The organism is Microvirga sp. 17 mud 1-3 (assembly GCF_003151255.1).
Taxonomy (GTDB): Bacteria; Pseudomonadota; Alphaproteobacteria; order Rhizobiales; family Beijerinckiaceae; genus Microvirga.
On record NZ_CP029481.1, the window covers coordinates 3,000,878 to 3,025,645 of the forward strand.

22 protein-coding genes are annotated in these 24,768 nt (G+C 64.2%); 20 read left to right on the top strand and 2 right to left on the bottom strand.

What is annotated here, in order from left to right; translation table 11 throughout:
- Positions 1–20: 20 nt before the first annotated feature.
- The 14 genes from C4E04_RS14240 (at position 21) to C4E04_RS14305 (ending at position 17,674) form a co-directional block, all read left to right on the top strand.
- Positions 21–626, top strand: a complete 606-nt coding sequence (locus C4E04_RS14240; RefSeq protein ID WP_109598290.1) for a DUF2939 domain-containing protein — start codon at positions 21–23, stop codon at positions 624–626.
- Positions 627–970: 344 nt separating this feature from the next.
- Positions 971–2,062: an AI-2E family transporter gene (locus tag C4E04_RS14245; RefSeq protein WP_109598292.1), complete on the top strand. Its 1,092-nt coding sequence runs from the start codon at positions 971–973 to the stop codon at positions 2,060–2,062.
- 408 nt (positions 2,063–2,470) lie between these two features.
- Positions 2,471–3,079, top strand: a complete 609-nt coding sequence (locus tag C4E04_RS14250; protein ID WP_109601144.1) for a DNA-3-methyladenine glycosylase I — start codon at positions 2,471–2,473, stop codon at positions 3,077–3,079.
- Positions 3,080–3,664: 585 nt separating this feature from the next.
- The gene (locus C4E04_RS14255) at positions 3,665–5,245 is read left to right on the top strand and encodes an ABC transporter substrate-binding protein (protein WP_109598294.1); all 1,581 of its coding nucleotides are present in this window, start codon (positions 3,665–3,667) and stop codon (positions 5,243–5,245) included.
- 84 nt (positions 5,246–5,329) lie between these two features.
- On the top strand, positions 5,330–6,301 hold the full coding sequence (locus C4E04_RS14260; protein WP_210204638.1) for an ABC transporter permease: 972 nt from the start codon (positions 5,330–5,332) through the stop codon (positions 6,299–6,301).
- 10 nt (positions 6,302–6,311) lie between these two features.
- Entirely contained in the window at positions 6,312–7,148 is an 837-nt protein-coding gene (locus C4E04_RS14265; protein ID WP_109598298.1) for an ABC transporter permease, read from the top strand.
- 7 nt (positions 7,149–7,155) lie between these two features.
- On the top strand, positions 7,156–8,781 hold the full coding sequence (locus C4E04_RS14270) for an ABC transporter ATP-binding protein (protein WP_109601146.1): 1,626 nt from the start codon (positions 7,156–7,158) through the stop codon (positions 8,779–8,781).
- 20 nt (positions 8,782–8,801) lie between these two features.
- Positions 8,802–10,499 carry a thiamine pyrophosphate-binding protein gene (locus C4E04_RS14275; RefSeq protein WP_109598300.1) on the top strand — a complete coding sequence of 566 codons (1,698 nt, stop codon included), beginning with the start codon at positions 8,802–8,804 and terminating at the stop codon, positions 10,497–10,499.
- A 24-nt stretch (positions 10,500–10,523) separates the two neighbouring features.
- Complete coding sequence (locus C4E04_RS14280; protein ID WP_109598302.1) at positions 10,524–11,570, top strand: histone deacetylase family protein; 1,047 nt, start codon at positions 10,524–10,526, stop codon at positions 11,568–11,570.
- Positions 11,571–11,596: 26 nt separating this feature from the next.
- On the top strand, positions 11,597–13,027 hold the full coding sequence (locus tag C4E04_RS14285) for an aldehyde dehydrogenase family protein (protein WP_109598304.1): 1,431 nt from the start codon (positions 11,597–11,599) through the stop codon (positions 13,025–13,027).
- A gap of 152 nt (positions 13,028–13,179) precedes the next feature.
- Positions 13,180–13,848, top strand: a complete 669-nt coding sequence (locus C4E04_RS14290) for a GntR family transcriptional regulator (RefSeq protein WP_245416110.1) — start codon at positions 13,180–13,182, stop codon at positions 13,846–13,848.
- Between the two features lie 50 nt (positions 13,849–13,898).
- A complete protein-coding gene (locus C4E04_RS14295; RefSeq protein WP_109598308.1) occupies positions 13,899–15,155 on the top strand; it encodes a Zn-dependent hydrolase in 1,257 nt (418 codons plus the stop codon).
- 142 nt (positions 15,156–15,297) lie between these two features.
- Positions 15,298–16,359, top strand: coding sequence for a phosphotransferase (locus C4E04_RS14300; protein WP_109598311.1), 1,062 nt, complete (start codon positions 15,298–15,300; stop codon positions 16,357–16,359).
- 1 nt (position 16,360) lies between these two features.
- Positions 16,361–17,674 (top strand): aspartate aminotransferase family protein, encoded by a 1,314-nt coding sequence (locus tag C4E04_RS14305; RefSeq protein WP_109598313.1) that lies wholly within the window; start codon positions 16,361–16,363, stop codon positions 17,672–17,674.
- Between the two features lie 9 nt (positions 17,675–17,683).
- On the opposite strand, the gene C4E04_RS14310 is transcribed toward C4E04_RS14305, so the two are convergent.
- Both C4E04_RS14310 and C4E04_RS14315 read right to left on the bottom strand, forming a co-directional pair.
- Positions 17,684–18,004 (bottom strand): cupin domain-containing protein, encoded by a 321-nt coding sequence (locus tag C4E04_RS14310; protein WP_109598315.1) that lies wholly within the window; start codon positions 18,002–18,004, stop codon positions 17,684–17,686.
- Between the two features lie 262 nt (positions 18,005–18,266).
- Entirely contained in the window at positions 18,267–19,262 is a 996-nt protein-coding gene (locus tag C4E04_RS14315; protein ID WP_109598317.1) for an ABC transporter substrate-binding protein, read from the bottom strand.
- A 121-nt stretch (positions 19,263–19,383) separates the two neighbouring features.
- Here C4E04_RS14315 and C4E04_RS14320 point away from each other — a divergent pair, with 121 nt between their 5' ends.
- The 6 genes from C4E04_RS14320 (at position 19,384) to C4E04_RS14345 (ending at position 24,723) form a co-directional block, all read left to right on the top strand.
- Positions 19,384–20,046 (top strand): TetR/AcrR family transcriptional regulator, encoded by a 663-nt coding sequence (locus tag C4E04_RS14320; RefSeq protein WP_109598319.1) that lies wholly within the window; start codon positions 19,384–19,386, stop codon positions 20,044–20,046.
- Between the two features lie 96 nt (positions 20,047–20,142).
- Complete coding sequence (locus tag C4E04_RS14325; RefSeq protein WP_109598321.1) at positions 20,143–20,958, top strand: ABC transporter permease; 816 nt, start codon at positions 20,143–20,145, stop codon at positions 20,956–20,958.
- Positions 20,955–21,998 carry an NAD(P)-dependent oxidoreductase gene (locus C4E04_RS14330; protein ID WP_109598323.1) on the top strand — a complete coding sequence of 348 codons (1,044 nt, stop codon included), beginning with the start codon at positions 20,955–20,957 and terminating at the stop codon, positions 21,996–21,998. Before C4E04_RS14325 ends, C4E04_RS14330 begins: the two co-directional genes overlap by 4 nt.
- Positions 21,985–22,830: a GNAT family N-acetyltransferase gene (locus C4E04_RS14335; RefSeq protein ID WP_109598325.1), complete on the top strand. Its 846-nt coding sequence runs from the start codon at positions 21,985–21,987 to the stop codon at positions 22,828–22,830. The genes C4E04_RS14330 and C4E04_RS14335 overlap by 14 nt, the downstream gene beginning before the upstream one ends.
- A gap of 22 nt (positions 22,831–22,852) precedes the next feature.
- Positions 22,853–23,914: a dihydrodipicolinate synthase family protein gene (locus C4E04_RS14340; RefSeq protein WP_109598327.1), complete on the top strand. Its 1,062-nt coding sequence runs from the start codon at positions 22,853–22,855 to the stop codon at positions 23,912–23,914.
- Positions 23,911–24,723 carry an ABC transporter ATP-binding protein gene (locus C4E04_RS14345; protein ID WP_109598329.1) on the top strand — a complete coding sequence of 271 codons (813 nt, stop codon included), beginning with the start codon at positions 23,911–23,913 and terminating at the stop codon, positions 24,721–24,723. Before C4E04_RS14340 ends, C4E04_RS14345 begins: the two co-directional genes overlap by 4 nt.
- Positions 24,724–24,768 lie beyond the last annotated feature (45 nt).

Below are 24,768 nucleotides of genomic sequence, written 5' to 3' on the forward strand. Positions count from 1 at the left end.
CAAGAACACAGGCGGACATCATGACCTGGACGCTGCGCATCACCTTCCTGCTCTTTCTTGCGTGGCTGATCTTTCTGGTCTCGCCATTCGTGGCGCTCTACGACCTCGCCAAGGCCGTGGAAGCCCGGGATGTCCCGCGGATCGAACAGCGCATCAACCTGCGCGCGCTACGGACCTCCTTCTCCCGCCAGATCCTCGGTGAATATCTGAAGACGCCGAACGGACAGGAGATCGGCGGGATTGATCCCGACGCCGCATCCCATGCAGGTGCGGCCGTGTTCGATCCCTATATCCAGACGCTGGTCACGCCGCAGACCCTGATGGACCTGTTGCATAAGGGCTGGTCTCAGCACGGGGCCAGCGGCGCGGCCCCCGATCTTTCGGCCATCGATTTGAGAACTTTCGACGCTTCCGCCCTCCGCAGGGCCTGGGACCTGTTCATCGCATCCGAATCCCAAGGCTTCCGGAGCATCATCATCCCCTTGCCGCCGGACCGGCCGAAGGACGAACAGTTCCGGCTTACCTGGCGGCTCAGCGGCACGACCTGGCGTCTGACCGGGCTCGATCTGCCCAAGACCTTGCGGGAGGAGCTTATCCGGCGGATACCTCCGCCCTCAGGATCCTAGAAGGCGAATGGTTCTTTCAAGCAGAAAGATGCGACCGCAAAGATATCCCGACAACCTGCCGGTATTGCGAACAGTACACAGCATTAACTTTGCAGAAGGAGCCACCCCACTGTAGCAAGTGGAAAGACAGTCCCGAGCAAGAAGCAGATCACGCCGGACGACATCGCAAAACCCTCCTGTTCTTGAAAACTCCTCCCTTCATCTTCTGTTCCGACACTATTTCACCGTCTGCGGCCGGTGAATTCTGGGAATGTATCCTGGGGTACCTCGGCTTTTCGCCGATTTCGCCCGCAAGGAACTGAGCTGTCCGGTTCCGATTGTCAGGTAGGCCAGGACGGACAGCGATGAACGATTCCCCTTCTTCCCAACAGATGCGTGTGAGCGACAACGAATTCATTCGGAAGGCGCTTATCCTCATCGGGCTCGTGGTGTTCGTGCTCGTCCTGTGGCAGCTCGCGAATGTGCTGCTCCTGGCCTTTGGGGCCATTCTCGTGGCCCTCGTTCTCCATGCCCTCGGGGACGCGCTGACACGCTACCTGCGTGTCCCTCCCCGTTTCAGCCTGGCCGTGGCGAGCATTCTCGTCTTTGCCCTTTTCATCGGGCTCGCCTGGCTCTTCGGCTCCAACATCCGGGCACAGATGAACAGCGTGGCCGAACAACTGCCCCTCGCCCTCGACGCCTTCGGACGTAAGCTCGGCATCGGCCCCATCTCCGAAAGCCTCTCGGAATTGTTGAGCCACATCCCGAGTAGCGGCATCGCACAGCGTATCGCCGGAATCGGAGGCGTCCTGATCGGCGGCGTTACGGATGCGGTCCTGGTGGTGATCTCCGGGGTTTACATCGCGGCCGCGCCGCGGCTCTACGTCAAAGGCTTCGTGCAGCTTTTCCCCATCAGCCAGCATGAGCGGATCGCAAGCGCCCTCGATGCCTGCGGCCAGGCGCTGCGCCTGTGGCTGGCCGCCCAGCTCATGTCCATGGCGGCAGTCGGTATCCTGTCCACTTTCGCGTTCTGGCTGATAGGCCTGCCTTCACCGCACGCCCTGGGGCTGATCCTCGGCCTCATGGACTTTATCCCCTTCCTTGGCCCGGTCCTCGGCGCCCTGCCGGCGGTCCTGATCTCCTTCACGCTCGGCAGCGATACGGTGGTCTGGACCCTGATCGCGGTCGTGATCGTCCAGCAGATCGAGGGCAACCTTATTCTGCCCATGGTGCAGCGGAAGATGGTGAGCATTCCGCCTGCGCTCGCCATGTTCGGCATCGTCATCGGCGGCGTGGTGTTCGGGACCCTCGGGCTGATGCTCGGATTCCCGCTTCTCGTGGTGTGCTTCGTTCTGGTGAAGAAGCTCTATGTGCGGGAGGTCCTGGGCGAGCCTACATCCGTCCCGGGAGAGTCGAAGGAGGAAGCGGCCCACGCATCTCCTCCGCCGCCTGCATGAGCGGACCTACAGGCTGAAGAAGCCGGCTTCGCCCAACAGAATGGCACGTTCATTTTCAAAGGAAGACAAACGTAGCAGAAGGAGCCGTCTTCCGGCGGAAGAGCGGCTCCTCGAGTGGCGTCATGATCATGCGCCAAGTTTTCCGGATATAACCGGCAAGAATTTTTCGATTGTCGTCAGAAATTAGGACCATCACACGACGATTGTCATATCGCATCCAGCGCGACGATCCTTACGAAATCTTCTTCGGCGGAGTCATTATCGTAGCCTCCTCTTCGAGTGGCACCTTGATAATTTCTGCCGTTCCTTCATCCGAGTCAAGCGTGTACTGCACTCTCGGACCGCCTATGGACGACCAGGCGGGAGGAAACCCTTCCGGTTTCGCTCCGATAAAGCTAAACCATGAGCATGACCGACGGACTGATCCGACATCCCGATCACAAGCTGCGCTGCTGGTGGCCCGGAACCGATCCATTCTATGTCGCCTATCACGACACCGAATGGGGCGTGCCGGAATTCGACGACCGCGCCCTGTTCGAGAAACTCATTCTCGACGGCTTTCAGGCCGGCCTGTCCTGGATCACCATTTTGCGCAAGCGCGAGAATTTCCGCCAGGCTTTCGCGAACTTCGAGCCGGCCGTGATTGCCCGTTTCGATGCGGCGCAGGTGGAAGCGCTGATGCTCGATCCCGGCATCGTCCGTAACCGCGCAAAGATCGAGAGCACCATCGCGGGCGCGCGTGCATGGCTCGACATCCAGGAGCGCGGCGGATTCTCCCGGTTCCTGTGGGATTTCGTGGATGGGCGCCCGGTCCAGAACAACCTGAGGGACCGCTCGGAGGTTCGACCCGAGACTGATGTTTCGCGGCGAATCTCGAAGGCGCTGAAGGCCGAGGGCTTCAACTTCGTCGGCCCCACCATCGTCTACGCGTTCATGCAGGCGGTCGGCATGGTGAACGACCACCTGATCGGCTGCTTCCGCCATGCGGAATGTGCGGCCCTCGCCGAGAAGCGGTGACATTGGCGGCCTGACCGAAACGCTGCCGATCCCTTGCGTCCCATTCCAGTTTCGCAGTTCGGGCCCGTAATGCACGCCTGATGCCGGCGCTGCAGCGGATCTGGCGCGCCCCTGTCGTTACGCCTCAAGCCCAAGCAGCCGCGCCGCAGGGGCGCGCCGGTCTTCTCCCCGTTCTGATGACGCCAAGAACCGGCATTGGCCGAAAGACGCACGGCCATTTTGTGCATCCGCAAGAAGACCTCTTGACGGCAAAATTTGATGCATCATAATCGACTCAACTTGAGACATATAAGAAAACGCTCAGGGAGGACGCCCATTCCCGGCTAGTGCGCCGAGAATATCTTATTCCGCTCCCATGAAGAATCGAGGAAGAACTTGCTGCTGCCCCAGCAAATTGGAGCAGCTTTGCAAAGCATTACTCTATCGCCTGCCTATATCATAACCATTGCGGCGATATCTGCTTCACAAAATCAACTCAAAATCGAGCGCGATCCTTTCTACATCGTTTGCGCTCATCCAATAACCAAGAATGTCGCCCCGTGCGGCCAAGAACAAGAACCGAAACCCTGCCTACCGGAGGACACCATGAAGAAACGAAATGTAAGCCTGCTGGCGGCCGCGGCCGCCCTGTTGTGCGCGAGCGTCTTTGGAACGGCCCATGCCCAGGAGACCCCCACGAAGGGCGGCACGCTCAATATGATCGCGCAGCCCGAACCCCCGATGCTGATGGTCGGGCTGAACACACAGGGCCCGACCCTCTACGTCGCAGGGCAGATCTATCAGAGCCTTCTGACCTACGGCACCGACCTGGAGCCCCTGCCCTCGCTGGCCAAATCCTGGACCGTTTCGCCCGACGGCCTGACCTACACGTTCACGCTGCAGGACAATGTGAAGTGGCATGACGGCAAGCCGTTCTCTGCAGAAGACGTTGTCTTCACGGCCGACAAGTTCCTGCGTGAGGCCCATCCGCGCTGGCGCCTGATCGCCACGACTTATGTGGAGAGCATCACGTCACCGGCGCCGAACCAGGTGGTGTTCAAGCTCAAGACGCCGTTCTCGGCCTTCCTCCACGCCTTCGAGCTCAGCTCCTTCCCGATCATTCCGAAGCATCTCTATGATGGCACGGATTACCGCACGAACCCGGCGAACCAGACGCCGATCGGCACGGGCCCGTTCAAGCTGAAGGAATGGAAGCGCGGCTCCTACATCCACCTCGTGCGCAACGAGGATTACTGGAAGCCCGGCAAGCCCTATCTCGACGAATTGTATTTCCGCATCATTCCGGACGCCGCCTCTCGTGCCGTGGCCTTCGAGAAGGGCACCGTCGACGTGCTGCGCGGCGGCGATGTGGAAGGGTTCGAGGTGCGCCGCCTCGTGAAGATGAAAGATGTGGAGAACACCACCAGCGGCTGGGAAGCCTATGCGCCGCTCGTGTTCCTGCAGATGAACATGCGCAACAAGCCGTTCTCGGACAAGAATGTCCGCCAGGCGATCATGCATGCCATCGACCGCGACTTCATCGTGAAGAACATCTTCTTCGGTCTCGGCAAGGCCGCCACCGGCCCGATCGCTTCGACCACGCTCTATTACAGCAAGGACGTTCCGGCCTATCCGTTCGACATGGCGAAGGCCAAGAAGCTGGTTGCCGATTCCGGCCTCAATCCTTCCGAATACACGATCCGCCTGATGCCCCTGCCCTATGGGGCGATGTGGGATCGCATGACCGAGTATGTGAAGCAGCAGATCGAGCAGCTCGGCTTCAAGGTGAACATCCAGGGCACCGATGCCGGCGGCTGGTCGCAGAACACGGCAGACTTCAACTTCGACCTGACCTTCAACTTCACCTATCAGTACGGCGATCCGGCGCTGGGCGTGGCACGTCACTACCTGTCGAGCAACGTCATCAAGGGCACGCCCTACGGCAACAACCAGAACTATCTGAACCCGAAGGTGGACGAGCTCTTCGCCAAGGCGGCCGGCGCCGTCAACAAGGAAGATGCCGCCAAGGCCTATGCGGAAGCCCAGAAGATCCTCGTCGACGACGTGGCCCTCGGCTGGCTGTTCGAAATGCACAACGTCACGGTCAACCGCAAGAAGGTGAAGAACCTCGTGACCACGGGCATCGGCCTCAACCAGTACATGGACGAGGTTTGGATTTCTAAGTAACCCGCGCGAAACCCCGGCGGCCGGCATGAGGACCATGCCGGCCGTCCTGCCATCGTGCCGGAGAACGGGAGACTAACCTTGAAGATCCTCGAATTTGCCGTTCAGCGCCTGTCCAAGGCCATCCTCGTGGTGATCGGCGTCGTCATTCTCAACTTCCTGCTCATCCACATGGCCCCAGGCGACCCGGCATCCGTACTCGCCGGAGAGGCGGGATCGGGCGATGCGAAGTTCATCGAGCAGCTGCGGGCCCAGTTCGGCCTCGACCAGCCGCTCTACTGGCAGCTCTGGACCTATCTGAAGGGCGTGCTCACGGGCGATCTCGGCTATTCGTACCGCAACCAGGTTCCTGTCACGACGCTGATCCTCGAGCGGCTGCCCGCGACGCTGCTTCTGACCGGCTGCGCCTTCATCTTCTCGCTCGTTCTCGGCATCGTGCTCGGCGTGCTGGCCGCCTATCGGCGGGGAAGCATCACGGACAGCGCCGTGATGACCGGCGCGCTCGTCTTCTATGCGACTCCCCTCTTCTGGGTGGCCCTGATGGCGGTCCTCGTCTTCTCCATCCATCTCGACTGGCTGCCGCCCTTCGACATGGAGACCATCGGGGCCGACATGACCGGCTGGGAGCGCGTCCTCGACATCGCCCACCATCTCATCCTGCCGACGGTCACGCTCGGCCTGTTCTTCACGGCAATCTACACACGCCTCACCCGCGCCTCGATGCTCGAGGTGATGGGGCTCGATTTCGTCAAGACCGCCCGCGCGAAGGGCGTTCCCAAGGCACGGATCATCCGCCGCCACGTGCTGCGCAACGCCATCCTGCCCATCTTCACCTTCGCGAGCATGCAGGCGGGCCAGCTGGTCGGCGGCGCCGTTCTGACCGAAACCGTGTTCTCCTGGCCCGGAATCGGCCGGCTGATGTTCGACGCCCTCATGCAGCGGGACTACCCGGTCCTGCTCGGCGTCTTCCTGGTCACAGCCATCGTGGTGGTGATCGTCAATCTGGTGACCGACCTGCTTTACCGGGTCGTCGATCCGCGCATCGAAGCGGCAGGTTAGGAGGCCCGTCATGTCGTTCTTTCTTCGCTTCGCCCGCAATTACGGCGCGCTCCTTGGCCTCGGCATCCTGCTCCTTGTCGTCGCGGTGGCGGCCCTCGCGCCGCTCCTGTTTCCCGTCAGCCCATGGCAGAGCGTGGGTGACCCGTTCCTGGCGCCGTCTGAGGATCCATCCTATCCGCTCGGCACCGACATGCTCGGGCGCGACATCGCGGCGGGCCTCGCCTACGGCGCCCGCGTGTCGCTGCTCGTCGGGGTCGTGTCGACGGCAGTCGCGGTCGTCATCGGCGTCACCCTCGGTGCGCTCGCGGGCTTCTATGGTGGCCGGACCGACGATCTCCTGATGCGCTTCACGGAATTCTTCCAGACCATTCCGGCCTTCGCGATGGCGGTGGTCCTGGTGGCGATTTTCAGCCCGAATATCGTGTCGATCACGCTTGCAATCGCGGTCGTGTCATGGCCGCCGGTGGCACGGCTGGTGCGGGCAGAGTTCCTGAGCCTGCGCTCGCGGGAATTCGTTCAGGCCGCCATCGTGGTCGGGCAGACCGGGCCGCGCATCATCCTGACGCAGATCCTGCCCAACGCCATCTCGCCGATCATCGTCACGGCCTCGCTGATGGTGGCGACCGCCATCCTGACCGAGAGCTCCCTGTCGTTCTTAGGGCTCGGCGACCGGAACATGATGAGCTGGGGCTTCATGATCGGCGCCGCGCGCACGATGCTGCGCGAGGCCTGGTGGATGAGCGTGTTCCCGGGAGTTGCGATCCTCCTGACCGTGCTCGCCATCAATCTGATCGGCGAAGGCCTAAACGACGCCATGAACCCGCATCTGCGCGGAAGGAAGGGCTGAGATGGAAATGGCCCGTACCCCTCTCCTGAGCGTTCAGAACCTTTCGATCCCCCTGCCCGAGGGCCTCGATCGCCGCTACGCGGTCGAGAACGTCTCGTACGACCTTCATGCCGGAGAGATCCTCTGCGTGGTCGGAGAGTCCGGCTCCGGCAAGTCGATGACGGCGAATGCCATCATGGGATTGCTGCCGAGCTATCTCAGACCCTCCGACGGGCGCATCATGTTCCGCGGACGGGACCTTCTCACCATGTCCGAGGCGGAGCTGGAGCGCGAGCGCGGCCGCTCCGTCGCGATGGTCTTTCAGGAGCCTCTCTCGGCCCTCAACCCGCTCATGACGGTGCGCGACCAGATCGCCGAAGTGTTGGAGGTCCACCACGAGGGCAACGCGGAGACGCGCGACCAGCGTGTGCTCGATCTCCTTCACTATGTGGGCCTGCCCGACCCCGCGACCCTGCGCGATGCCTATCCGTTCCGCCTGTCGGGCGGTCAGCGCCAGCGCGTGATGATCGCTATGGCGCTGGCACTCGAGCCCGCCATGCTGATCGCCGATGAGCCCACGACGGCGCTGGACGTCACGACACAGGCCCAGATCCTCGAACTGATCAAGCGCATCCAGCGCGCCAAGGGCATGGGCGTCATGTTCGTGACCCACGATTTCGGCGTGGTTGCGGACATTGCGGACCGCGTCGTCGTCATGGAGCGCGGGCTTGTGGTGGAACAGGGCACGGCGGACGAGGTTCTCAACCGGCCGAAGCATCCCTATACGCGCCGCCTGATCGCCGCAGTCCCTCACCGCGAAGCGCATACGACGCGGCCGGCCGCCGACAAGGAGCCTCTGCTCGAGGTCAAGGGGCTGCGCAAGACCTATCGCAGCGGCGGCGGCTTCTTCTCGAAGCCGCGGATCGTGAACGCCGTCAACAATATCAGCTTCACCCTGCGCCGCGGGGAGACCCTCGGGATCGTCGGCGAATCCGGATCCGGCAAGTCGACCCTCGGGCGCTGCATCCTGAAGCTTACGGATGTGGATGGCGGACAGGTGCTGTTTCGCGGCAAGGATGTCGTGCCGCTTTCGGCAGGCGCGTTCCGGCCCCTGCGCCGGCACATGCAGATGATTTTTCAGGACCCTTTCGCGTCCCTCAATCCACGCCAGACCATCGGCCGCATCCTGACCGACGGGCCGGTCGCGAACGGCGTCCCGTACGCGCAGGCGGAAGCCAAGGCCCGGGAGCTGCTCGGTCTCGTCGGGCTCGAGCCTTCGGCCTTCGACCGCTATCCACACGAGTTCTCGGGCGGCCAGCGCCAGCGTGTCGGCATCGCGCGCGCCCTGGCACTGGAGCCGGAGCTGCTGGTGGCTGACGAGAGCGTCTCCGCCCTCGATGTCTCGGTCCAGGCACAGGTCCTCGAGCTTCTCCAGGACCTGCAGCGCAAGCTCAGCCTGGCCATCGTCTTCATCACCCACGACCTGCGCGTCGCGGCGCAGATCTGTGACCGCATCGCCGTGATGTACAAGGGCGAGATCGTCGAGAACGGGCCGCCGGAGCAGGTCTTCGACGCTCCGCGCCATGACTATACCCAGCGCCTAATCGCCGCCATTCCGGGACGGGAATGGAATCCGCGCGCGGCCGTAATGTGACTTTCGAGGGAGAACCAGACATGACCGCTTCGTTGCTGCGCCCGGGTGGCGAGATCCTCGTCCGCCACCTCATCCTGAACGGGGTGCGCCGCATTTTCATGGTGCCGGGTGAGAGCTTCCTGCCCTGCATCGACTCCCTCTACGATCACCGGGACGAGATCGCCACAGTGGCCTTCCGGCAGGAAGGTGGCGCCGCCTATGCGGCCGAGGCGCACGGCAAGCTGACCGGGGAACCGGGCGTCTGCTTCGTGACCCGCGGCCCGGGCGCGACCAATGCCAGCATCGGTCTGCACACGGCCTATCAGGACGGCACGCCGATGGTCCTCTTCGTCGGACAGATCGGCTCCGACACGACGGAGCGCGACTGCTTCCAGGAGGTCGATTACCGGCGCATGTTCGGCCCCATGGCGAAGTGGGTGGCGAGCATCGACCGGACCGACCGCATTCCCGAATTCGTGGCCCGCGCCTTCCAGGTCGCCCGCAGCGGCCGCCCGGGTCCGGTCGTTCTGGCCCTGCCGGAGGATACCCTGTGGGGTAAGGCGGTCGTTGCGGACGTGCCGCCGGCACCCCGCGCCCATCCGCATCCCGCCCCGGCCGAAATCGAAAAGCTCGCGGAGCTTCTGGAGGGCGCCGAGCGGCCGTTCATGCTCGTGGGCGGCGCCGGCTGGACCGACGAGGCCCTGGCGCAGATCCGCGGCTTCGCTGAGCGTTACGACCTTCCGGTCGGCGTGTCCTGGCGGCGCCTCGAATGCTTCGACAACCGCCACCCCAACTATGCCGGTCACGTCGGTTACGGCATGAGCCGCGATCTCGCCCGCCGCGTGGAGGAAGCCGATCTTCTGATCGCGGTGTGCACCCGCCTCGACGAGCCGACCACGGAAGGTTACGTCCATGTGACGAGCCCCCTGCCCCGGCAGCGGCTGGTGCATATCCATGCCGACCCGAACGAACTTGGGCGCGTCTATCGTTCGGAACTCGCCATCGTGGCCGATCCCGTGGGCTTCGCGGCCTCCGTCTCGGGCCTCTCGCCGAAGGCCGGAATCCGCTGGACCGGCAGCGCCAAGGCCGCGAATGCGGAATACCGGGCGACGCTGCAGCCGGGCCCGATGCCGGGCGGCGTGAACCTGTCGGAGATTTCTGCCTCCCTGCGGGACGTGCTGCCGAAGGATGCCTGCATCACCCTCGGCGCCGGCAACTTCGCGCTCTTCCCGCATCGTTTTCTGCAATTCTCGGGCCTCGGCACGCAGGCCTCGCCGATCTGCGGCGCCATGGGCTACGGGCTGCCTGCCGCCATCGCGGCGAAGCTCGCCTTCCCGGACAGGACCGTCGTCTGCTACGCCGGCGACGGCTGTTTCCAGATGACCATGCAGGAGCTTGGCACCGCCGCACAGAACCGGCTCGGCATCGTGGTGCTCGTCTTCAACAACGGCATGTGGGGGACGATCCGCCAGCATCAGGAGCGGGAATATCCGGGCCGGGTCTTCGGCCTTGCCCTGACCAATCCGGATTTCGCCGCCCTGGTGCGCGCCTATGGCGGCCTCGGCGAGACAGTGACACGCACGGCCGATTTCGCCGGCGCGTTCGAGCGCGCCCTGGCCTTCGCCCAGCGGGAATCGATGCCGGCGCTGATCGAGGTCCAGTACGACCCCAACGGGATCACGCCCGACACCACCCTGACGGCCGTGCGCGACGCCGCCTTGGCGCGCGCTTCCGCCTGAGCTTGTGAAGAGGAGCATTGCTCGATGCGAGCATTCTTTCATCCGGACCAGAGCCTCCACGATCCGCAGCAATTCATGCGGGTCGGGGTCATCAGCGATCCCAAGGACCTTCCGAGCCGCACCGAGGCCCTGCTCGCTGCCCTGGCAAGGCGGGGCATCACGCCGGAGCAGCCGTCCGATTACGGCACCGAGCCCGCGCTGACGATCCACAGCAAGCCCTTCCTCGAATTCCTCGAGAGCGCCTACGAGCGCTGGCGGGCCATTCCGGGAGCCGGCCCGGAAGTTCTGCCGAACGTCTCTCCCTATTGGAACGGCAGCCCGGCGCAGGACCGGCGGCCCGCCTGCCGGTCCAGTTCAGTCGTGGCGCAGGCCGGCTATTATCTCGGCGATCTCGCGGTGCCGATCAGCGCCCATACCTGGACCTCGGCCCTGCGCTCCAGCCACACCGCGACGGCTGCGGCGGACGCGATCCTGAACGGCACCGATGCCGCCTACGCGCTCTGCCGCCCCTCCGGCCACCATGCCCGCGTGGATCGTGCATCGGGCTTCTGCTACCTCAACAACTCGGCAATCGCGGCCCAGCGCCTCCGGTCACGCTTCGAGCGCGTCGCGGTGCTCGACGTCGATGCCCACCACGGCGACGGCACTCAGGAAATCTTCTATCGTCGCCCCGACGTGCTGACCGTCTCGGTCCATGTGGATCCGGATGCTTATTACCCCTACTATATCGGCTATGACGACGAGCGCGGCCATGGCGAGGGCGAAGGCTACAACCTGAACATTCCCGTTCCGCCCAAATCGAGCGACGCGGTCTACCATCGGGCCATCGAGCAGGGCATCGAGAAGGTCCGGGCCTTCGGGGCCCAGGCCCTGGTGGTCGCCCTCGGCTACGACAGCCACCGGGAGGATCCGATCGGGCTGCTCGACGTGTCTACGGAAGGCTTCCGCGGAATGGGTGAGCGGATCCGCGCCATCGGTCTTCCGACGGTCGTCGTTCAGGAAGGTGGATATCAGGTTTCCGTGATCGGCGACTGCTTGGAGCAGTTCCTCGCCGGACTCACGGGCAGGTAAGATCCTTTTCGAGAGGGGATGAGACGATGAAGCAGGCTCTTCAGTTTTATGTGAACGGCGCGTGGGTGGATCCTATCGGCAAGGAGACGCTCGAGGTGATCAACCCCGCCACCGAGGAGGCCTATGCGCGCATCGCGCTGGGCACCAAGGCGGATGTTGACCGGGCCGTGGCCGCCGCGAAGCAGGCTTTCACGACCTTCGCCCGGTCGAGCCGCAAGGAGCGCATCCAACTTCTGGAGAGCGTGATCGCGGTCTACAAGAAGCGCTACGAGGAGATGGCGGAAGCGATCTCCGACGAGATGGGAGCGCCGCTCGCCTTCTCGCGCGACGCCCAGGCGGCCGCCGGGCTCGGGCATCTGTCGCAGGTTCTCGAAGTCTTGAGGATCTACGAGTTCGACGAGGTGATCAACAACACGCTCGTCACCCGCGAGCCGGTCGGCGTGTGCGGCTTCATCACGCCCTGGAACTGGCCGATGAACCAGATCGCCTGCAAGGTGGGGCCCGCGCTCGCGGCCGGCTGCACCATGGTGCTCAAGCCCAGCGAAGTGGCGCCGATGTCCGGCATCCTGTTCACCGAGATCATGCACGAGGCCGGTGTGCCGGCCGGCATCTACAACATGGTGAACGGCGACGGCCCGACTGTCGGGCAGGCCCTGTCGACCCATCCTGACATCGACATGGTCTCCTTTACGGGCTCGACCCGCGCAGGCATCGCGGTCGCGAAGGCGGCAGCCGACACCGTGAAGCGCGTCTCGCAGGAGCTCGGCGGCAAATCCCCCAACATCATCCTGCCCGATGCCGATTTCGGGATGGCGATCACGCATGGCGCCCGCTCGTGCTTCAGCAACAGCGGCCAATCCTGCAACGCGCCGACCCGCATGCTGGTCCCGGCCGATCGCCAGGAGGAGGTCATCGCCATCGCGAAGGCGATCGCCGAGCAGACAATCGTCGGTGACCCGCGCTCCGCCTCGACGACCATCGGCCCGGTGGTGAGCAAGCTCCAATACGACAAGATCCAGAAGCTGATCGAGGCCGGCATCGCCGAAGGCGCACGCCTCGTCGCCGGCGGGCCCGGCCGCCCGGAGCATCTCAACCGCGGCTACTACATCCGCCCGACGATCTTCGCCGATGTGCGCAACGACATGACCATCGCGCGCGAGGAGATCTTCGGCCCGGTGCTGTCGATCCTGCCCTATGAGACCGAAGAGGAGGCGATCGCGATTGCCAACGACACGGTCTACGGGCTGTCGAGCTATGTCACGTCCGGCAGCATCGACCGCGCCCGCGAGGTGGCCCGCCGGATCCGTGCCGGCATGGTGCACATCAACGGCGCCCCCGGCGATCTGGCGGCGGCCTTCGGCGGCTACAAGCAGTCGGGCAACGGCCGCGAATGGGGCAAGTTCGGGCTCGAGGACTTCCTCGAGGTGAAGTCCATGTTCGGCTATCAGGCCGCCTGATGGAAGCGGAACCGGGGTCGCCAGGCGGCGGCCCCGTTTTCCAGCTGCGGTCATTCCCAGGGGATGTTATAATAACATCACAATTGCCCCGTTTTGACTGATCGATGATCGGGAGCAGGCGGGAGTGGCTTTCTTCCTCATGGAGTGCCTGCGTGGACTTCGAATTCAAGACCATCGACCACAACAATCTCGGCGAGGTCGTCTACCAGAACATCGCCGAGGCCCTGATCAAGGGAGCGCTTCGGCCTGGTGCGCGGCTGAAGATCCGCGACCTCGCGCAGGAAATGGGGACGAGCGTCACGCCGGTCCGCGATGCCATCCTGCGCCTCGTGCACGAGGGTGCGTTGCTCCTGAAAAGCCCACGGGACATCCGCGTCCCGGTTCTCCAGCAGGAACGCTATCTCGAGATTCGCACCATCCGGCTGAAGCTCGAAGGACTGGCGGCCGAGCGTGCCGCAACCGTGGCCGAGCCTGCCGACATCAAGCGGCTGGAAGCTTTGGTCGGCGAAAACGAGAGGGCGCTGTCGGCGCAGGAATTCGCCCGCGCCACGGAGATCAACCAGGTCTTCCATTTCGAGCTCGCAAACATTGCCGCCATGCCGGTCCTGCGCGGTATCCTGCACAATCTCTGGCTCCAGATGGGGCCTGTCATTTCGGCCGCTTACGAGGACGGCGGCCGGACCATGATCGAGCATCACTACGTGGTGCTCGACGCCATCCGCCGCCACGACGCTCAGGCCGCCAAGAACGCGATCCGCGAAGACATCCTGCAAGGCGGCGGCGTCATTCTGAGCAGCAACGTCCTGTCCGACGACATGTGACGTTCACGCAATCTCCTACCTGAGCATGTGCTCCAGCCTTTGAGGATATCATGACCCTTTCGGCCTCCTCCCGCGTCAATCTCGAGCGCTTCTGGAGCACCATCGAACGCTCGGCCGAGATTGGGAAAGGACGGGAAGGCGGGCTGTCGCGCCTCGCCTTGAGCGATGCCGACAAGGAGATCCGCGACGTCTTCGTCGCCTGGTGCCGCGAGGCAGGTCTGTCCGTGAGCGTCGACCAGGTCGGCAACATCTTCGGTCGTCGCGAGGGGCAGGACAATTCCCTGCCGCCGGTCCTGATGGGAAGCCATCTGGACACGCAGGCCAATGGGGGCCGGTTCGACGGCATCGTGGGCGTCCTCGGCGCCTTGGAGACGGTCCGGACCCTGAACGATCTCGGCCATGTGACCCGCCGTCCGATCGAGATCGTCAACTGGACCAACGAGGAAGGGGCGCGGTTCTCGCCGCCCATGCTCGCCTCAGGCTGCTTCGCGGGCACCTATCCGCTCGATTGGGCCCATAAGCGGCCGAGCGATGACGGTGCCACGTTCGGGGAGGAGTTGCGCCGTATCGGCTATCTGGGCGAGGCGCCCGTCGGCAGCCGTGAGCTCGATGCCTATTTCGAACTCCATATCGAACAGGGTCCCGTCCTCGATGCCGAGAAGGTACAGGTCGGCGTGGTCACGCATGCCTACACGTCCTACGGCTTCCTGGCGGAGTTCAAGGGCGAGACCGCCCATGCGGGCCCCTGCGCGATGGATCTCAGGCGCAACGCGTTGATCGCCGCCGCGCGCCTTCTCGTCACAGTCGACGATCTCGGCTGGGATTACGCCGCCACGGGCGGCAAGAGCACCGGGTCGCGGCTTGTGGCGTGGCCCAACAAGGCCGGGATCATATCCGACTGGGCCCAGGCCATCTGCGACGTCCGCCACGACGATCCGCGCGCGGCAGCCGCAATGGCCGAGCGAGTCCGTCGCGCAATTGGCGAAGCGGCGGCGCGCGCAGGCTGCTCGGTCGAAATTCTCGATAGCTGGAACTGGGGCGGCGCGATCTTCGACCCGGAGCTTGTCTCCGGCATTCGCCGCCAAGCCGCGTCCCTTGGCTACACCCATCGGGACCTGCCGAGCCAGGCAGGGCATGATGCCTATTTCCTGGCCCGTGTCTGCCCGACGGCCATGATCTTCACGCCCTGCCGGGATGGCATCACCCACAACAACAACGAGCTGGCCACACGTGAGGACATCGAGCCGGGGCTGAACGTTTTGCTTCACAGCGTCATCGCCCGGGCTGACAGGCAGGGCGTTCTGTGAGCCGGGGAGCCTTGAGGCTCTTTTAATCGTCTACGGCATGGCCGTTCCGGCAACGCAAAGCCCAGAACGGCCTTGTTGGTCTAAGATATATGATGCATCATGCAGCATACGGCCAAGCAAGGCCTGACCGAGGGAATTGAGCATGTCGGTATCTGCGCAACATGGGGTGGGATCCTTGCTGGCAACCGCCGTACCGGCCTTCTCGGTCGAGGAGGCCCACCTTCTCGCCCGCGACGTCTTCGGGCTGGATGCTGCCGTCAGCGAATTAAGCGGTGAGCGCGACCGCAATTTCCATCTGCGCGTCAACGAGACCGATCATTATGTCCTCAAGATCAGCAACCCTGCCGAGGACATGCAGGTGACCAAATTCCAGACCGAGGCGCTGCTGCACATCGCCTCGCTCGATCCATCCCTGCCCGTCCCGCGCGTCCACAGGACCCTGGGCGGCGAGACCGAGTGGATCCTCAACCGCCCCGCCGAAGGGCCGCGCATCGTACGCGTCCTCACGTTCCTTCATGGCGAGCCGCTTCATCGCGTGCCTTCCAGCGCGGCCCTACGCCGCAATCTTGGCCGCGACTTGGCTCGCCTCGACCTCGCCCTAAAAGGCTTCTCCCACCCCGCCGCCGGCCATGAGCTGATGTGGGACCTCAAGCATGCAAGCCGCATCCGAGATCTCCTGGCTCACATTCCCAATGCGGCACAACGGGCACTGGCAGAGCGGTTCCTCGATAATTTCGAGGCCCACGCGCTTCCGGCCCTGCCGCGGCTGAGGGCCCAGGTCATCCACAATGACATGAACCCCCACAACGTCCTCGTCTCGACTGACGGTTCGGAGCGGATCGAGGGCATCATCGATTTCGGCGACATGGTTCATGCGCCTCTGATCGGCAATCTTGCGGTCGCGGCCGCCTATCAGCCGACCACGCTCGACCATCCCCTGGCCGGCGCTGCTGACATCACGACGGCATACAATGCGGTTCTTCCTCTGGACGCGGCGGAGATCGACATCCTCTTTGATCTGATCGCCACACGCATGGTGCTCATCGTCGGAATTTCGGCCTGGCGCGCCGCGCGCTATCCGGAGAACCGCGATTACATTCTGCGCAACAATCCCCAGGCCTGGACTGGTCTTCAGCGCTTTGACCGCCTGTCGCGCGGCGAAGCACAGGAGCATTTCCATCGCGCCTGCCAGCGGAGCGAGTGACATGACGGCCATTCCTGTCGACACGACGGATGTGAGGAAGCGCGAGCGCGCCATCGTTGCGCGCCGTCAGGCGCTGCTCGGTCCCGCCTATCGGCTCTTCTATACGGATCCGGTCCATGTGGTGCGCGGAGAAGGCGTCTGGCTCTACGATCCGGACGGCAAGGCCTATCTCGACGTCTACAACAACGTCGCCTGCCTCGGGCACTGTCATCCGCATGTGGTTGCCGCCCTGGCGCGGCAGGCTTCCGTCCTGAACACGCATACGCGCTACCTGCACGAAGGCATTCTCGATTACGCGGAGCGGCTGCTCGGCTATTTCCCGGTCGAGATCGGCAACGTGATGTTCACCTGCACCGGCAGCGAGGCGAACGATCTCGCCCTGCGCGTCGCAAAGGCCCATACGGGCGGGACGGGCGTCATCATCACGGATTTCGCCTATCACGGCGTCACCGAGACCATCGCCGGCATGTCCCCTTCCCTCGGCTCGGCGATGCGGCTCGGGGACAACGTGCGCAAAGTGCCGGCGCCGGATGCCTATCGCGGCAGCAGACAGGATGTGGGCGCGGTTTTCGCCCAGAATGTCCGCGTTGCCATCGACGACATGCGCGCGAATGGGATCAAGCCCGCGGCCCTCCTGGTCGACACCGTGTTTTCGAGCGACGGCATCTTCACGGATCCGCCCGGCTTCCTGTCCGGCGCTGTCGCGGCGATCCGTGAGGCGGGCGGTGTCTTCGTCGCGGACGAGGTGCAGCCCGGCTTCGGGCGCACTGGCACGGCCATGTGGGGTTTCCAGCGTCACGGGATCGTGCCGGACCTTGTCACAATGGGCAAGCCGATCGGCAACGGCCATCCCATGGCCGGCATGGCCGCGCGACCGGAGATCCTTGAGACATTCGGGCGGAACCTGCGCTACTTCAACACCTTCGGCGGAAACCCCGTCTCCGCGGCCGTCGGCATGGCGGTGCTCGACGTGATCGAGAACGAAGGCCTGCAGGATAATGCCCGCGTGGTCGGCGACTATCTCAAGGCCGGACTGGAGAGCCTCGCGCAGCGCCACCCGCTCATCGGCGACATCCGCTCCGCAGGCCTGTTCATCGGCGTCGAGCTCGTCCGGGACCGTGCCTCGAAAGAGCCGGCCAGCGACGAGGCGGCGCGCGTGGTCAATGGAATGCGCGAACGCCGCGTCCTCATCAGTGCGGCGGGGCCATCGGCCAACATCCTGAAGATCAGGCCGCCACTGGTCTTCTCGAAGGACAATGCCGATCTGTTTCTCACGGCTCTGGACGAGACGGTGACCGAAGTCACCGCCTCCTAATCCAGCGCGTCAGGCGCTCGTGACGAGAGCGTCCGGCTTCTTGATCTCGATTTCGATGAATGCGATCGGATGGTCCGATCCATTCATGACGTCGTGCTCGATGCCCGGCTGACGCATGTAGGATTGTCCGGCGACGAGCGGGATGTCCTTCGCCTGCTTGCCATCATGGATCCGCAGAATGCCATCCGTCAGCATGATGACGAAATAGGCCCATTCGTGCCGGTGCCAGCCCGTGACGGCGCCAGGGCTGAAATCCCAGCGGGTGATGCGGATCGCCGTATCGTCCTGCTGCACAGTCGGAACCGCCGGTACGTTACATTTGAAGGCCATTTCATCCTCTCTCTGTGGTCTGGAAGGTGGGCGCATCCACTTCTGTCCTCGCGTTCAACGGTGTGCATTCCGGATGAAACGGAGAGACACGGATCGTGCATCACGCGATGCCGTAAGCGCCTCCACCACTCTACATCTTTGAACCCCGGCGTGAAGCTTCTTTTACGAACGCACACGCTGTCTGCAAAAACGCCGGGCTCTAAGGCCCGGCGCGTTGAATTGACGATCATGCATTCGATGAGGATGCGCAGACGCGTCCCGTTCAGTTGCCCGACATCTTGATGGACGTGTCGAGGAAGTCGTTCGTGTAGATCTCGCTCGGATCGAAGGCCTGCTCCATACCGAAATAGGTCTTCACCATCTCGTGATCCTTCTTCACACGCTCCGCGTCGAAGGCGCCGAGAGCCACCGAGGTCGTCGTGGGATCGCGCATCAGTTCCTTGATGCGCTTCCATTGGTCACGCTGGTTCGCCTCGTCGAGCCCGCTGACGTTCTCGAGCAGCGCCTTGAGGCAGGGCGTCTCGTCCTTCACGCACGCCGCGAACGCCTTCTGGCTGACCTGCGTGAAGGCCTTCACAAGATCCCGGTTCTTCGCCAGGAAGTCGCCATTGACGATGATGGAGTTCCCGTATGGGTTGATGCCGATATTCCGCCAGGCCAGGAATCCGAGATCGTCCCCAAACTCGCGCACCTTCAGGTCGTGCTCGTTGTAGAAATCGCTCGTGATATCGATGGCCTTGCTCTTCAGGGAAGGCATCTTGGCCTGGGGGCTGACATTGACGAAGCTCACGGCAGCCGGATCGATGCCGACCTGCTTGGCGAAGGCTGGCCACATGACGCGCGACGCATCCCCCGGAGGGTTGCCGATCTTCTTGCCCGGGAAATCCTTGGGGCCCGTGATGCCGTTGCTCTTCAGCCAGTAGAAGCCCTGGGGCGAGTTGGCATAGATGGCCATCACGGCGACGAGCTTCGCGCCCTTGCCACGGGCGAGAAGCGAGGTCGCAAGATCGGAAATCCCCATTTCGGAAGTCCCGGCCCCGACCCGCTGCGCAGAGACGCCCGACCCCTTGCCGGTCTCGATGACGAGGTCGATCCCCGCCGCCTCGTACCAGCCCTGTTGCTTTGCGTAATAATATGGCGAATGATCGGCCGTCGGGACCCAGTTCAGCACCAGGTTCACCTTTTCCTTGGCCGATGCGGCCACGGGGGCCAGCAGCGCGGCCGCGGCGAGAGCGGCGATGGACGCAAATCTTGACATGGTTCGTAGCCTTTCCGTCTGGTTGGATGATTGTTGTGTCGGTCTCCCGAAAAAAGACTAGCCTTAGGATGCAACTCAGATCAACTAGTTGGTTGACGACCTGAGAAACGAGAGAGATGTCATGGAAGACACGTCGCGCGCCAGAGAAGCGTCGGGCGACAGGCAGGCCCGGCGGGACCCAGAAGGATCCCGCAGGGCCCTCTTGGACGCGGCCGTGGTGGAATTTGCCATGAAGGGCCATGCCGGCGCGCGGGTGGACGAGATCGCCCGCCGAGCCGGCGTCAACAAGCAGCTCGTCTACCATTACTTCGGCAACAAGGACGACCTGTTCCGCGCTGCCCTCGGCGAGGTCTATGGCGAGATCCGCGCGCGGGAACGCGCGCTCAACCTCGGCAATTTGCCGCCCATGAAGGCCATGGAGCGGCTCATCGCCTTCTCGTTCGACTATCTTCTCGAACACCCCGAGTTCATCGCGCTCCTGAACGACGAGAACCGCTTCGGCGCACTGCATGTCAGCGGCTCGGCGGAGGTGCGCACCATGAACTCCCCGCTGGTCGAGCTCATCGGCGAAACCCTTGTGCGCGGCGTGCGCGAAGGTGTTTTCCGAAAGGACATGGACCCCATCAACCTCTACGTCTCGATTGCCGGGCTGTCCTATTTCTTCTTTTCCAACAACCGAACGCTCTCGGCCGTCTTCGGGAAAAACCTCGGCGCCCCGAGGGCCGTTTCGGCCCGCCGACGGCACGTCATCAAGTTCGCCATGGCGGCCCTTCGCCCGGATTAGCCCACGGCTTGCATTTTTCAACCAACCAGATGGTTGATTTCTATTCCCGGGTTAGCTTAGGCTTGCGGCCGCGATACGGCACCGGGAGACATCTCAATGACCACCAGCGTGGAGATGCCTGACGAAACCATCTCGTCCGCCCTTGCGGCGGAGAGGGCCGCCGCGATCCGTCGATGGCTCGTGATCGCGACCGTCCACATCGCGGTCGTCGTGCTCTGGCAGGTGGCCGTCACGGTCTTCCCGGTTCCGGCCTTCGTGCTGCCTGCCCCGACGGCCGTGCTCGCCACCCTGGCGAAGCCCAATTATGCCTGGCTCGACAACACTCTGGTGACCGCGGCCGAGATCTTCGGTGGCTACGCGTTGGCGGCCCTGGTCGGGGTCGGCTTGGCGCTGCTGTTCTCCTGGTCCAAAGTGCTGACGCTGCTCGTCTTCCCGCTCCTCGTCACCCTGAACATGATCCCGAAGGTGGCCCTCGGCCCGCTCGTGATCGTGTGGTTCAGCTACGGCATCGGCACCAATATTCTCATCACCTTCACGCTCTGCCTCTTTCCCATCCTGCTGACGACGGTGCGCGGGCTGAACGAGGTGGAGCCCGACATTCTCGACCTCGTCCGCTCCCTCAAGGGCTCGCGCTGGCAGGCCTTCCGCTACATTCAGCTGCCGGGCTCGCTGCCTTACATCTTCTCTGGCATGAAGGTCGCGGCGATCCTTGCGGTTGCAGGTGCGGTGGTGGGCGAGTTCATCGCCTCCGAACGCGGCCTCGGCTACCTGATGATCCAGGTCCAGGCCTCTCTCGATACGCCCGCCATGTTCATGGCCGTGGTATTGCTGACGCTCCTCGGCATCGGTCTCTACATGACGGTGCTTCTGATGGAGCATCTCTGGGTTCCCAAAGACGCGAGGATGAAATGACGGCTTGGCTCGACGACGCTCCCTTTCCCGATCGGTTCGACGCGGCTGAGGACCTGGATGCCTTCATGACACGCCCGACCCGCGCACTCGCGGCGGACCTGGCAGCCATCGACGGCGATATCATGATCCTGGGCGTCGGCGGCAAGATGGGCCCGACCCTTGCGCGCCTTGCCCGCAACGCTGCCCCCGACAAGCGCGTGATCGGGGTCGCCCGGTTCAGTGAGCCGGGCCTGCGCGAGGAATTGAAGGCGCACGGCGTCGAGACGATTGCGTGCGATCTTACGGACCGCGCCGCCGTCGAGGCCCTGCCCCGCGCGCGTAATGTGGTCTTCATGGCGGGCCGCAAGTTCGGTGCCCAGGGCAACCAGGCACTCACCTGGGCGATGAACGTGCATGTGCCCGGACTCGTGGCAGAGGCCTTCCGCGAGTCCCGCATCGTCGCCTTCTCGACCGCCTGCGTCTATCCCTTCGTGGATATCGGCAGCCAGGGCGCCACCGAGGACAGCGTGCTCAACCCGCCCGGCGAATATGCGTTCTCGTGCATCGGCCGCGAGCGGATCTTCGAGCATTTCTCCAATGTCTATGGGACGCCGGGCCGGCTGTTCCGCTTGAGCTATGCCATCGACCTTCGCTACGGAGTCCTCTTCGACGTGGCCCAGAAGGTCCGTGACGACGAACCGATCGACGTCACCATGGGCCACGTCAATGTAATCTGGCAGGGCGATGCCAATGCCCAGGCCCTGCGCTGCCTGCGCCAGGCGACCGCGCCGACGAGCCCCATCAACGTCTCCGGGCCCGAGACCGTCTCCATCCGCTGGCTCGCCAAGGCCTTTGGCGAGCGCCTCGGCAAGAAGCCGAAGATCGTCGGCCAGGAAGCGCCGACCGCATGGCTCGTCAACACCTCGCAGGCCGCGAGCCTGTTCGGCTATCCCAGCGTGTCCATCGGCCGGATGGTGGATTGGGTCGCGCATTGGGTGTCTGACAATCGCCCCAGCCTCGGCAAGCCCACCCATTTCGAGGTGCGCGATGGCGCCTATTGAGGCCGTCCACCCTGCACCGCTGACGACCGACCGCATCGCCGGCTGCATGGCCCTGTCGGCCGAAGCGGGCTGGAACCAGCTGGCCGAGGACTGGTCCCTGTTTCTCACCCACGGCACCGTGTTCGGGGTCGTGGGCGCGGACCAGGAGCCTGTCGCGACCGGTGCCGCACTCCCCTATTCGGGCGGCTTCGGCTGGATCGGCATGGTCCTGGTCACGCAGAGCCGCCGCCGCGAGCGGCTCGGCACGCGCATCCTGGAGGCGTGCCGGGATGATCTCGCCGGCAGAGGCCTCGTGCAGGTTCTGGATGCGACGCCCGCCGGCGAGACGGTCTACCGCCCCCTGGGCTTTGTCCCGATCTTCGGGCTGACCCGCTGGCAGGGACAGGGCGGCTCCCCCGGCCCACTCCCGGAAGGTGTTCGCGCAATGTCGGCTGAGGATCTGCCGAGGGTTGTTGCAGCCGATGCGGAAGCGTTCGGGGCCGAGCGCGCATTTCTGCTGAACAGTCACTTCGCGCGGGCGCCACGGCACGCCTTCGTCACGAGCGATCTCAAGGGCTTCGTGCTCGCGCGGCCCGGGCGCCTCGCGACGCAGATCGGGCCCATCGTTGCGCCGGACGAGCAGACGGCGGGCGCGCTCCTGGAGGCCGCTCTCGGCTCCGTGCCGGGTCCGGTCTTCCTCGATCTTCTCGATTCCTGGCCAGCGCTGGCGCGGGCGCTGGATCAGCGCGGCTTCACAGTGCAGCGCCCCTTCCTGCGCATGGCCCGCGGCCAATCCGAGGCATTCGGGAATCCACGGCATCTCTTCGCAGTCGCAGGCCCCGAATTCGGCTGACATTCCCATAGGACCCATCGGCATGGCTCTTCACCGCTCCAATCTTCCCCACGAGATCCTCGATATCCTCCGGAATGGAACAGCGATCCCGGCCCATCCCCTGGCGCTCGATTCGGAGCGTCGCTTCGACCGGCGCCGGCAGCGGGCCCTGACCCGCTATTATGTGGATGCGGGCGTCGGCGGCCTCGCGGTCGGCGTCCACACGACCCAGTTCGCCATTCGCGATATCGGCCTCTACGAGCCTGTTCTCGCAGCGGCCGTGGAAGATGCCCATGCCTGGACGGACAGGCCGCTGGTGATGGTTGCCGGGCTCTGCGGCAGGACCGAGCAGGCCGTGGCGGAAGCGAAAACCGCACAGCGCCTCGGCTATCATGCGGGCCTGCTGAGCCTCTCGGCCCTCAAGGGTGCGACGACTGACGAGATCATCGAGCATTGCCGGCGCGTCGCGGATGAGATCCCGCTCGTCGGCTTCTACCTGCAGCCCGCAGTCGGCGGGATGACACTCGAGGCCGATTTCTGGGAGCGCTTCGCGTCCATCGACAATGTCGTGGCCATCAAGGTTGCGCCGTTCCACCGCTACCGGACCCTGGACGTCGTGCGCGGGCTCGTCGCCGCGCGCGCGGAGGAACGCATCACCCTCTACACTGGCAACGACGATCACATCGTGCTGGACCTGCTCACGCCCTTCACGGTGATGCGCGACGGGGAGCCGGTGACCGTGCGCTTCCGCGGCGGGTTGCTGGGCCACTGGTCCGTGTGGACGCGCGGCGCGGTCCATCTGCTGAAGAGGCTCCAGGCCGCGGTCGCGGCGGGCCCGATACCGGCCGATATCCTGGCCCTCGACTCGCGCGTGACGGATTGCAACGCGGCCTTCTTCGACGTGGCGCATGATTTCCACGGCTGCATCGCGGGCTGCCATGAGATCCTGCGCCGGCAAGGGCTCCTCGAAGGCACATGGTGCATCGATCCTCACGAGGGGCTCAGCCCCGGACAGGCCGCCGAGCTCGACCGGGTCTCCCGCGAGCACGCGGACCTCTCCGACGACGCTTTCGTGGCCGAGAATCTCGAACGGTGGCTGTCATGACGGCCGCATCCCTCACGGCCGGCACGGCACCCCGCTCCGCCTCCGGAGCGGAGCCGATGATTCACCTGCGCAATGTGCGCAAGACCTACCGCAATGCGGGCCGGGAATTCATCGCGATCTCCAACGTGACGATGGACATCGCAGAGGGCGAGCTGGTCTCCCTCGTCGGGCCGAGCGGATGCGGGAAGAGCACCCTCCTGAAGATCCTGGCCGGCCTGCACGACGCAGACGAAGGCGAGGTGAAGATCGGAAACAGCACCTCTGCTTTCACGCCGGGGCGCGATATCGGCATGGTGTTTCAGCAGGCGCTTTTGCTGAAATGGCGCACCATTCTGGAGAACGTCACCCTGCCGGCCGAGATCCTCGGCCTACCCCGGCGCGAAACGCAGGAGCGGGCCCGCGACCTCCTGGCGATGGTCGGGCTGGCGGGCTTCGAGGGCAAGTATCCCTATCAGCTCTCCGGTGGCATGCAGCAACGCGCCTCCATCGCGCGGGCACTGGTCCATGATCCGAAGGTGATCCTGATGGACGAGCCCTTCGGGGCCCTGGATGCGCTGACCCGCGAGAAGATGAACCTGGAGATGCTTCGCATCTGGCAGCAGAGCCGCAAGACGATCATCTTCGTCACCCACTCGATCCAGGAGGCCGTGTTCCTCGGCTCCCGCTGCGCGGTGCTGACCGCAGGACCCGCCCGCATGGCCGACACATTCAGCATCGACCTGCCCTTCCCGCGGACCCTCGACATGAAGACCACGGAAGCCTTCGGCAATTACGCGAAACGGATCTATCGCCTGTTGGGGATGGAGTAAGAGCCCGTCCCTGCCCTCCCGGAAGACCGCGGAGGGCAGAAACGT